Genomic DNA, 10,586 nt, shown 5'->3' on the forward strand with positions numbered 1-10,586 from the left:
TTTAAAATTCTTTTTAGAAGTAACCGCGAATACCAAGTGCGAAACTTCGTCCTGGGCGTGGCGCTATCTCTTTTAAAAATGAGCTATGCACGCGTGCTTCTGTATCTGTTAGGTTTGTACCTTTTAAATACAGAGATAGGTCTTGATTAAGTATCGATAGGTCGTAACTCACACTGGCGTCAATTAGGGTGTAACCGTCTGTCGCGGTTTCTTCAGGAGCCGTGCGATCTTGATCTTGGTAGCGAGTTACATGAATATGCGCACTGAATTTTTCGGTTTGGTAGCTAAATTCAGTACCGAAACGCAGTGGAGGTGTACGCGGCAGGTCGCCGCCGTCTTTAAGGCGTGCACGTACATAATCTGAGAATAAATCTAACTTGAACTCATCTGTTAATTGCCACGCAATTTGCGCTTCAAACCCGTGTAAAATTACATCATCTGTTTTAAATAAATAAACAGGAAGCTCTTCTGAGTGCTCGTCCTCGTCGTCATGATTGTGCTCATCTTCATCATGGTTGTGGCCACTTTCGGCGTATAAGCCGGTATTTATTTGGTAGTAATAGTTGTCTACTTGGTTATAAAAAGCGTTAAATATAAAGCCAATATCACCTTGGGTTTTACGAAAGGTTAAATCAATATTATTGGCAGTTTCTAGGTCTATTGTTTGCTCAGACAAACCTAAATGGCCATCTTCATCTAAATCAAATAAGGCGCCAACTTCATAAGTTGCGGTGCCAATATGTGGCCCAAACGACAATAATTCAGACGCAGAAGGTGCGCGCTCTGAGCGCGATACCGAAAGCCCTAAGTTATAGTTAGGTGTAAAGTCCCATACTACACCGGCCGATAAACTGACTGGCGTAAATTCATGCTCTGCATCAAATACGCGAGTAAAATTGGTTTCTTCTTCGTGATTATGATCGTCATGTATATCAATTTCATTATGTGCATGAGCATCAATACTTGGCAGTAATACATTGCTTGCGTTAAGTTCTACGCGCTCTATTCGGCCACCTAATTGTACTAAAAAGTCGCCAAAGTGCCTTTCTTCTATTAACGCTACAGCAAAGCTTTCGGTCTCTGATGGCGGTGTAAAAGCTTCTTCACCTTGCGCCTCTACATCACTATTTTTATAGTGAAAACTAAAGCCGCCATTCCACTCGCTAAATTGGTTATGTAGTAGGTCTATGCGTAATTCGTTTGTTTCGTTTTTAAAGGTGGTGCCAACAGCGCCACCCTCAATTTCAGCGTGTTCGTAGTCGGTATGGCCAGCGCGCAGATTTACTTTGTTTAGCCACTTATTATTTAAATTGTATTCACCTAGTAATTGCACTTTGGTTTGCTCTAAATCGGCAAATACGCTTTCCTCGTCACTATGCTCACTTTCATCACCATGAGAATGACCAGGAATACCGTATTGGCGATTAAATTGCTCTACTGCTAAGCCAATAAATCCGTTATCCATTAAATAGCTAGCGCCAACAGTAAAACCGTCAGACTCTTCATTACTGTTTTCAACAGTGTAATCGCCACTATGGCTTTCACCATCGCTATCTATATCGGCAGCTACAGGCACCTCGTAGTCGTTGGCCTCACGCCAAAATGCATCGGCATAAAAAGCAAAAGAGTCTGTACCTGTAGTGGCATTAAACGAGGCTACTTTTTGGTTATCTACTGAGTTGTGCTCTACGTTCCATTCGCCGCGTGTTGTGCTGTCGGTTGGTACGCGATTATCAACTATATTTACAACGCCGCCAATAGCGCCGCTGCCATAAAATAGAGTTGCAGGGCCCCGTAATACTTCAATTTGTTGTGCGGTAGAAGCCTCCGATGCTACCGAGTGATCGGGACCAACGCGCGAAACATCACTTACATCAAGACCATTTTGAGTTATGAGTACACGAGGGCCACTTAAACCACGAATAATTGGTGTGCTGGCCACCTTGCCATGAAAATTGGTATTTACACCGGGGAGTTTTTCAAGGGTGTCACCTAGTGTAGCGGCTTGATCGCGCCTTAATTGTTCGCCTGATAAAACGCTGACTGGTGAGGCTGACTCCATAGCCGACATATGAATTGGTGTTGCCTCAATGTCTATTACTTCAATAGGTGAGCGCTGAAGCGTAAACGATACAGAGCGTGTTTCATCTGTGTCTATAGTAATATCACGATGTAAATGCGCATAACCTGGCGCAACGATGTGAAGCTCTTTGAGTCCATTGTTTAGTTTGGCTATTACAAAGTGACCGTTTTTATCGGTGGTGACTTTTATGTCTGAGCCTTCAAGTTCTATTACAGCATTTCTTATAGCGCTGCCTTGTGTATTTACCACTGTGCCTTGAATGGTTTTTGCAAGCACACTCGCTGGAAATAAAGCGGCTATTAAAAGAGCTAACTGTGATTTTTTTTTCATTCTACCTTACTCTTGGTATGTTATATTGTATCAATTGTGCTTCAGATGTTATAATGTAGCAAGTGTAATTAACGATTGTTATTTAAATGCTCATGCAAAAGTAAATATTTATTTGTAGACATTGATTAGTAGAGGAAAAAATGAAATCGAGTCAAAGTGTAATGGATCGTCTAGCAATAGGGCTTTCGTTAATGTGTACAGTGCATTGTTTTGCAACGCCAATTATTTTAGTACTTCTACCTAGTTTGGCAGCACTACAACTAGATAACGAACAGTTTCATATATGGATATTAATGGCTGTGCTACCCACAAGTTTACTTGCGTTAAGCTTAGGCTGTAAAAAACATAAACAGTTTAGTTATATGGCTTTTGGGATTGTGGGGTTGTGCTTAATGTTACTTGCTATTTTTATAGGGCATGAAGGTGCAGAAAAGGCGCTAACTTTAACTGGCTCAGCTTTTATAGCTGTAGCACATTGGTTTAACTATCGTCAGTGTCTTAAAAAAGAAGATGAGGATTGTCCGTGCTCAGGTAATTAATCTTATCAAATAGTTTAATGCCTATATTATGGTGGTATAGCTCTCATTGACTAAATGAATATTGATTTATATTAAAGACTCAGCTTTAAAAGGCGAGTTTTATACCAATCAGCAATAATACTTGATTAATTTGAGGGCTTAAACCTGATGCTAACTGTGTTAAAAGTTTCTGATATACGACTGCATGGATGCAGGAGATAGAGCAATGCAGGAGCAATTAGTGATAACAACTAAATAACGAAATTTTTGCTTTGTAATCGACACGATTTTCTTAACTAAAAATAGCTCACTTAATTAAGCAGATTGGTATTAAATTTAAAAACACTATAAAAACACACAAAAAAAGCGACTACCCAATAAGGTGTCGCTTTTTTAGTAAGCATTATTAGCTTACTTGTAAAAGGCTTCAACAGTGCCTTTTCTTGTAAGTAAAAGTGGTTGCCCGCGACGATCAAGCCCTTTTGGAGATGCAAATTTTATCCAACCTTCGCTGATGCAGTATTCTTCAACATCAAAACGCTCTTTGCCGTTGAACGTGATACCAATATCGTGTTCAAAAACGTCTTCCACATGATGTGGGCTGCGTGGATTAATAGAAAGGCGATCTGGTAAAGCAGGTTTTGCGGTAGTGTCGTTCATGGTCATATTCTATATTGAATGAAGTATGCGCTATTGTAGGCAATACAAAGCTTTCGCTCAAGAGAGATAGTCGTAAATGTGTTTAAAAATGTACTAATTAATGAGTTGTGTATACAAATGAGATTGAGCTTGGAAAATATTTACAGAGGAGGATTTTGAAGATATTTGACTAAAAAATGATAAAGGTAAAAATATTAATGGGTTATCTCTAACCCACTAAATTGTTTAGCAATTAGATGCAAACAATGTTTTCGGCTTGTGGGCCTTTTTGACCTTGTGTAACAGTAAACTGTACACGTTGGCCTTCAGCTAAAGTTTTAAAACCGTCGCCAGAGATTGCGCTAAAATGTGCAAAAACGTCTGCGCCAGATTCTTGCTCGATAAAACCAAAACCTTTTGCTTCGTTAAACCATTTTACTGAACCAGTAGTTGTATTAGACATAATATGTATCCTAAAAAATTAATATAAGTGTGCCTGAAAAGAGGCAATTGAGCCGGAAAAAATAGTTAACTTGAGGATATCGTGTAGGATTATTACTAAAACAACTCGGTACTAACAAATAAAACAGAACTTCTTTCAAACTAGTATTCAAAATGGGTTATTGCTAACCCATTTAACGAAAGCAATTAGATGCTAACGATGTTTTCAGCTTGTGGGCCTTTTTGACCTTGAGTCACAGTAAACTGTACACGTTGGCCTTCAGCTAAAGTTTTGAAACCGTCACCAGAGATTGCGCTGAAATGAGCGAAAACGTCAGGACCAGATTCTTGCTCGATGAAACCAAAACCTTTTGCTTCATTGAAAAATTTAACTGTACCAGTTGTAGTATTAGACATAATAGTATCCTAAGAATTAATAAAAGTGCGCCTTAAATTAAGGCAATTTAACAGGAAGAAAACATACATTTAACTGAGGATAACGCGAAGGATTATTACTAATATCAACGTGGTACTTACAAATAAATAGGGTTTTCTATCAACCCGATGCGAAGCAGGATAACAGTAAGTTAAGCCGTATACCAAGCTTTATTGTGATTTTATTTTAGAAGTACTACTTTTTTATCTGTTAATTATTAGCCAGTTTACTAACGCCTATGCAGATTTGTTTTTTAAAATTAAATTAAAGCTTTTTAAATCAGTTTGTTATGTTATATGTGGTGTTCTTTGAAGTGAATTAAATAGAAACCTCAAGTGCTTAAAACGTCTATCACTTATCTGTTTAATTTTTATATGGATCTTAGATTATTTAATTGACTGGCTCTAAATTGCAAATTTAGGTGCTAATAATGTAATCCAAAGTGTTTCAGTAATTATTTTAATAATCGATTTTATGTCCACTTTGATGAGTTTTACCTCTTTTTATATTTATGGAGGCAAGCGTAATTAAAAAATAACAAAAGGTTATTGGCGTTTTTAATCACTATATAAAAGGTGAAAAGTAACTACTTGTTATACGGGCGATACTCAGTTCTATCAACATAGGCGAGTGTAACTCAGTCGCTTTAAGCCAGAGTTATAGCATTTAACATGCTGCGCTTTTTCATGTCTTTTTTTTGTAAAATATTAGTCACTTTTTATTCACCAAAATTACCTTTTTTAGTCATATCTTTTTTCTATAGTGCAGCGGTTACTCATTTGAGATTTTTAACTTCAAGCAAAAAATAACCACTAAACAATGGGAATTATGAATGAAAATTAAAAAAGTCGCTGCGGCAATCGCTCTAACGTTTGCGTTTAGCGCAGTGAGCCATGCAGATGTACTACCGCAAAGCCAAAAAGACAGCAGCTGGTATAGCGCTGCGCAAACTAAACTAACAACAAAAACAGCACAAGCGCAGGCTACACAAGCCACTAAAGCTAAAAATGTCATTTTATTTGTGGGCGATGGCATGGGTATTTCTACTCTTACCGCAGCGCGCATTTTGCAAGGGCAGCGTAATAACCAATCTGGCGAAGAAGGTTATTTAAGCTTTGAAGAGTTCCCATACTCTGCACAAGTTAAAACGTATAACGTAGATGCCCAAACTCCCGACTCAGCAGGCACGATGACGGCAATGATTTCGGGTGTTAAAACCGATGTTGGCGTAATTGGTGTAGATGAAGATATTGAACGCGGCGTGTGTTCAACAGTGGCAGGTAATGAATTACTTACAGCTACAGAGCTTGCTGAAATTAAAGGCCTTGCAACAGGCGTTATTTCTACAGCACGTATTACTCATGCAACCCCTGCTGCAACGTATGCTAAATCGGCTGACCGTAACTGGGAAGACGTATCCGATATGCCAGAAGATGCCGTAACGGGTGGCTGTGAAGACATTGCATCGCAACTGGTTAACTTCGAAAAAAACCTAGAAGCACGATTTGTAGGGACCGACGTAGACGGCCTTGATTTTGTAATGGGTGGCGGTCGTCGTCACTTTTTACCAAAAGACGAAACAGCTAACTCAACAGATGCAGTAAGTGCTATAGAAGGCGACCGTACTGACGAGCGCAACCTAGTGACTGAGTGGCAAACACAATACCCAGATGCTACGTACGTGATGGATCAAACAGGCTTTGATGCAATAGCGGATGACGCCACTAAAGTATTTGGTTTATTTAACGAATCCCACATGCAATACGAAGCTGACCGCGCAAACGATGTAGCGGGCGAGCCTTCACTTACCGATATGACCACTAAAGCAATTGAAGTGCTTGGTAAAAACGATAATGGATTTTTCTTAACGGTTGAGTCGGGTCGAATTGACCATGCGCACCACGCGGGTAATGCGTACAACGCGCTTAACGACACCATTGAGTTTGCTAAAGCCGTGCAGGCTGCGGTAGATAACACCAACCCAGAAGAAACCCTTATTTTAGTAACCGCCGATCACAGCCATGTATTTACTATTGCAGGCTACCCTAAGCGTGGTAATCCAATTTTAGGTCAAGTAGTTGCAGTAGGTGCAACAACACCAAGCCTAGCCGCCGACGATATGCCGTACACCACAGTCGGTTACGCAAATGGCTTAGGTTTTAGAAATTTAGGCGACGAGACAAATGCTGATGCAAGTTACACAAGTGCTGCTGTTGCAGGGCGTGTTGAGCTAAATGGCGTTGATACAACAACCCCAGGTTTTCACCAAGAAGCAACCGTACCAATGGGCTCAGAAACACACGCAGGTGAAGACATATCTTTACATGCTAAAGGTCCTGGTGCTCAGCTAGCCCAAGGTGTAATTGAACAAAACGTTGTATTTCATCTAATTAATCAAGCTCTTGAATTAACTCAGCAATAATGGCGGCTAACATGAACAAATTAACGGTACTTTCTTTGGCAGTAATGGTCGCGCTTGCAGGTTGCTCGAGTGACGATAACAAAAATGAAAATAATATTATCGCAGTAGATAATACTATTGCAGTGGGCTCTGAGCAGTGCATTAATGGCGGCGTAGAGACGCAAGTAGGCGCAGATACCAATAATAACGACGTGCTAGACAGCGATGAAGTTAACTCAACTAATTTAGTGTGTAATGCACCCGCAAGGTCGCTAACAAGCGAGCAGTTAGCCTCGCTCACTAGTAATACTTGGTTTAGTGAAGCACAAACAAAATTAGGTGCTGCACAAACAGCCAGTAGCAACATTGTTACTGAATCAGGCAAAGCTAAAAACGTTATTTTATTTGTTGGCGATGGTATGGGTATTTCTACCATAACCGCAGCACGTATTTTAGCGGGTCAGTTAGAGGGCGAAATGGGTGAAGATCACCAGTTAAGCTTTGAAACTATGCCTTTTTCAGGCTTTGTAAAAACATACAACGTAGATGCGCAAACGCCAGATTCGGCAGGCACTATGACCGCAATGGCATCGGGCGTTAAAACCGACGCAGGCGTTATTGGTATAGATGAAGCGGTTGAACGTGGTAATTGTGCATCAGGCAAAGGGCACGAACTTGTTACCTCGTTAGAGCTTGCTGAAATTGCAGGCAAAGCAACAGGGATTATTTCTACAGCGCGTATTACTCACGCAACACCAGCTGCAACGTATGCTAAATCGGCAGAGCGTAACTGGGAAGATATCTCCGATATGCCAGAAAGTGCTGCAACATGTGAAGACATTGCATCGCAACTGGTTAATTTTGAAGCCAACCTAGAAGCACGCTTTAGTGGTGTTGATGTAGACGGTATTGACGTAGTAATGGGCGGCGGTCGTCGTCACTTTTTACCAAAAGATGCCGCGTTTAATTCAACCGATGCAGTAAGTGCAGTTGAAGGGGATCGTACAGATAACCGCGACTTAACCGCAGAGTGGAAAACGCAATATCCAAATGGCACGTACGTAATGGATCAAACCGGTTTTGATGCAATAAGTGACGACGCCACTAAAGTGTTTGGCTTATTTAATGAGTCCCACATGCAGTACGAAGCTGACCGCGCAAACGATGTCGCAGGCGAACCTTCGCTTTCACAAATGACCGAAAAAGCAATAAACGTACTTGATAACAACGAGCAAGGTTTTTTCTTAACGGTTGAGTCGGGTCGAATTGACCACGCGCATCATGCGGGTAACGCTTATAACGCGTTAAACGACACTATTGAGCTTGCCAAAGCCGTTAAAGTGGCGATGGAAAACACCAACCCAGAAGAAACATTAATAGTTGTAACTGCCGATCACAGCCATGTATTTACCATTGCCGGTTACCCTAAACGCGGTAACCCAATTTTAGGTAAAGTGGTTGCAGTAGGTGCAACTGAGCCAAGCTTAGCTGCCGACGATATGCCTTATACAACGGTGGGTTACACCAATGGTGGTGGCTTTAGAAATCTAGGTAGCGAGACTGATGCCGATGCAGGTTACGCCTTTGCACCGGTTACAGGGCGTGTTGATTTAACAGATGTTGATACAACAACACCTGGTTTTCATCAAGAAGCACTGGTACCAATGGGCTCAGAAACACATGCCGGTGAAGACGTAGGCGTTTATGCAATGGGACCTGGTGCACACTTGGTAACAGGCACAAACGAGCAAAGCTTTTTATTCCATGTAATGGACTTTGCCGCTGACTTTGTAAAAACCGCAGACGAAAAACTAGCGCAATAAATACCGGCTAGTTATAAATTTAGTTAAATATATCTAAATAAAAAACCCCGCATACTGTGCGGGGTTTTTGTCATTAAACTGACATTTATAATCGTTATGTTATTGCCATAAACTTGAAATATAAATAAGAGATAGCTAAATGAAAAAAGCGTTATTAATAATTGTCACGCTTGTAAGTACAAGTAGCTTTGCCTCGCAATGTGATATTGATGCTAAGCATTTAAAAGCCGATTATAAAATTACCAACAGCCATAAAGCGCAGCAAAGTAGCGAGTCACTTACCCTTTGGCGAAACAACCAGCAAGTAGCGCATCAAAGTGAAGTAATAACCGAGCTTTGGCAGCACTTAGCCAATAATCAAATACGACCAATACGTTACTTTAATGCCCAGCAACGCGGCATTGAATACCAACCATCTGAAGTACGCGGCGTGCAAAATTGGAGTGCTAAAAGTCAGCTGGTGGATAACCACCTAATAAAAAAAATGACCTTAGTAAGCACACAAGGCAAAGGCTGCGATGAAGTAAAAAACTATACATTGAGCGAAAATGGCAACGACTTTAACCTCGCCTTTTTTACGCATTCAAAATTAGTTAAAACATTTAGTATTAGTAATAAAAAAAGCCAAACAACTACCTTGCTTAGCCTTAATAATGTAAGCACTGATGAGCCATTAATTACCGCTCAATTTGCACAATGGGATCGCTTTCAAACCACCGATTACGCCGATATTGGCGATAACGAAGGCGACCCATTTTTAGCTAAAATGATAAACCTTGGTTTTATAGAGCACAGTGCAACTGGCTTTTATAACCAGCAGGGCGAGGCTATTCAAGGCGGGCACCACCACTAGGTTTTAATTGAGTTTTAATGTGGCGTAGGACGAGCTTGCTGTGTTGGGGGTAAATTTATACTTCAGTCAGCAAGCTGTGGTGAGCTACCAACCGCCCTCTAAAATAAAGTGAATTTAAAATACTTCCGCCTAAATAATACTTCGAATAATCGCCTCATCTTATAAATAAGCACCGCCTGCTGCTAATTATTTATAGTTCGCAATAACTTACGCTATTTGATACTAATAGAAGACCACGCAATAGGGACGCTTGAAAAAGTACTTATTAGCAAAGCTGTTATATTGGAACTTAAATGCGAGTACTTTTAGTTATATGTTTTTTATGGACTAGCTTATTATTTGCCTGCGGCAATGATGAACTAGGCCAATCAGCCTCTTTTGCAAAAATAAATGAAGACTATAGCGTAGGTAACTTTGTTGGCTATGATGTCTACGTACCTGAGATATTTAAAGACTATTATTTAACGTCATTTACAGTAGTGATAAAAGATACTTTATTAGCAGACTTTAATTTTACTGAAGCTAATAGTTATGAAGGTTATTACAAGGTATTTTTTCAAGTTAATCCTGAGAGATTAGATTCATTAAATATAGTACTTGGTTATTCAACAACAAAAGACAAAAAAGGAATTGTAATGTGTGGTGAAAGAATACAGCTAAATTTAAAAGAGTTACTCAGAGCAAATCAACCAGAAATGATCATCGCGCCCCCACCACCACTAAAATAGATCGAATTATTAAATTATTTTTAAACGTCGATCAAAGCGCTTGAAATAGTTTGTTCGGGTTTTGTTTGGTCTTATATTTATATAGCTTAAGTAGTTCGCTATGTATAAACAAAGTTAGGATTCATTTTTTATGATCAAATCTATTACTGTTACTAAAAAGAATTATACCGACTATGCTGATTTTATAATAAAAAAGTTGTGTGCGCCTAAAGATAATAAAGGTTTAGGGTTTATAAAAAACATGATTGTATGGTTTGTGCTAGCCGTTGTTCTTATGACTTTTTTTCAGGTTGAGTCTATTCGCCTTTCTGACAGGGCAAGATCACGAACTTTA

At 39.8% G+C, this 10,586-nt stretch carries 9 protein-coding genes and 1 pseudogene; 6 read left to right on the forward strand and 4 right to left on the reverse strand.

Annotation, left to right across the window (positions count from 1 at the left end; genetic code table 11):
* Positions 1–13: 13 nt before the first annotated feature.
* Positions 14–2,413 carry a TonB-dependent receptor gene (locus tag DC53_RS07395; RefSeq protein ID WP_033030555.1) on the reverse strand — a complete coding sequence of 800 codons (2,400 nt, stop codon included), beginning with the start codon at positions 2,411–2,413 and terminating at the stop codon, positions 14–16.
* 140 nt (positions 2,414–2,553) lie between these two features.
* Here DC53_RS07395 and DC53_RS07390 point away from each other — a divergent pair, with 140 nt between their 5' ends.
* Positions 2,554–2,952: a MerC domain-containing protein gene (locus DC53_RS07390; RefSeq protein ID WP_033030558.1), complete on the forward strand. Its 399-nt coding sequence runs from the start codon at positions 2,554–2,556 to the stop codon at positions 2,950–2,952.
* A gap of 390 nt (positions 2,953–3,342) precedes the next feature.
* Here DC53_RS07390 and DC53_RS07385 read toward each other — a convergent pair whose 3' ends face one another.
* The 3 genes from DC53_RS07385 to DC53_RS07375 form a co-directional block, all read right to left on the reverse strand.
* On the reverse strand, positions 3,343–3,591 hold the full coding sequence (locus DC53_RS07385; RefSeq protein ID WP_007377376.1) for a DUF3297 family protein: 249 nt from the start codon (positions 3,589–3,591) through the stop codon (positions 3,343–3,345).
* A gap of 232 nt (positions 3,592–3,823) precedes the next feature.
* Positions 3,824–4,033 carry a cold-shock protein gene (locus tag DC53_RS07380; protein ID WP_007377377.1) on the reverse strand — a complete coding sequence of 70 codons (210 nt, stop codon included), beginning with the start codon at positions 4,031–4,033 and terminating at the stop codon, positions 3,824–3,826.
* Between the two features lie 185 nt (positions 4,034–4,218).
* Positions 4,219–4,428 (reverse strand): cold-shock protein, encoded by a 210-nt coding sequence (locus DC53_RS07375; protein WP_006792548.1) that lies wholly within the window; start codon positions 4,426–4,428, stop codon positions 4,219–4,221.
* A gap of 851 nt (positions 4,429–5,279) precedes the next feature.
* On the opposite strand from DC53_RS07375, the gene DC53_RS07370 reads away from it, so the two are divergent.
* The 5 genes and pseudogenes from DC53_RS07370 to DC53_RS22415 all read left to right on the forward strand — a co-directional run.
* Complete coding sequence (locus DC53_RS07370) at positions 5,280–6,869, forward strand: alkaline phosphatase (RefSeq protein WP_033030560.1); 1,590 nt, start codon at positions 5,280–5,282, stop codon at positions 6,867–6,869.
* A gap of 11 nt (positions 6,870–6,880) precedes the next feature.
* Positions 6,881–8,671, forward strand: a complete 1,791-nt coding sequence (locus tag DC53_RS07365; protein WP_033030563.1) for an alkaline phosphatase — start codon at positions 6,881–6,883, stop codon at positions 8,669–8,671.
* Positions 8,672–8,810: 139 nt separating this feature from the next.
* A complete protein-coding gene (locus DC53_RS07360) occupies positions 8,811–9,524 on the forward strand; it encodes a hypothetical protein (protein WP_033030566.1) in 714 nt (237 codons plus the stop codon).
* 293 nt (positions 9,525–9,817) lie between these two features.
* A complete protein-coding gene (locus DC53_RS07355; RefSeq protein WP_033030568.1) occupies positions 9,818–10,252 on the forward strand; it encodes a hypothetical protein in 435 nt (144 codons plus the stop codon).
* 130 nt (positions 10,253–10,382) lie between these two features.
* Positions 10,383–10,586, forward strand: a pseudogene (locus tag DC53_RS22415) (hypothetical protein); the annotation flags it as partial.

Origin of the sequence: Pseudoalteromonas fuliginea, from assembly GCF_000690055.1 — a bacterium.
In the GTDB taxonomy this organism is placed as follows: domain Bacteria; phylum Pseudomonadota; class Gammaproteobacteria; order Enterobacterales; family Alteromonadaceae; genus Pseudoalteromonas; species Pseudoalteromonas fuliginea.

Excerpts from the sequence above, each read along its gene's own strand:
- DC53_RS07355 (WP_033030568.1), top strand. The coding sequence starts at position 9,818 with ATGCGAGTACTTTTAGTTATATGTTTTTTATGGACTAGCTTATTATTT.
- DC53_RS07375 (WP_006792548.1), bottom strand. The coding sequence starts at position 4,428 with ATGTCTAATACTACAACTGGTACAGTTAAATTTTTCAATGAAGCAAAA.
- DC53_RS07365 (WP_033030563.1), top strand. The coding sequence starts at position 6,881 with ATGAACAAATTAACGGTACTTTCTTTGGCAGTAATGGTCGCGCTTGCA.
- DC53_RS07390 (WP_033030558.1), top strand. The coding sequence starts at position 2,554 with ATGAAATCGAGTCAAAGTGTAATGGATCGTCTAGCAATAGGGCTTTCG.
- DC53_RS07395 (WP_033030555.1), bottom strand. The coding sequence starts at position 2,413 with ATGAAAAAAAAATCACAGTTAGCTCTTTTAATAGCCGCTTTATTTCCA.
- DC53_RS07370 (WP_033030560.1), top strand. The coding sequence starts at position 5,280 with ATGAAAATTAAAAAAGTCGCTGCGGCAATCGCTCTAACGTTTGCGTTT.
- DC53_RS07385 (WP_007377376.1), bottom strand. The coding sequence starts at position 3,591 with ATGAACGACACTACCGCAAAACCTGCTTTACCAGATCGCCTTTCTATT.
- DC53_RS07360 (WP_033030566.1), top strand. The coding sequence starts at position 8,811 with ATGAAAAAAGCGTTATTAATAATTGTCACGCTTGTAAGTACAAGTAGC.
- DC53_RS07380 (WP_007377377.1), bottom strand. The coding sequence starts at position 4,033 with ATGTCTAATACAACTACTGGTTCAGTAAAATGGTTTAACGAAGCAAAA.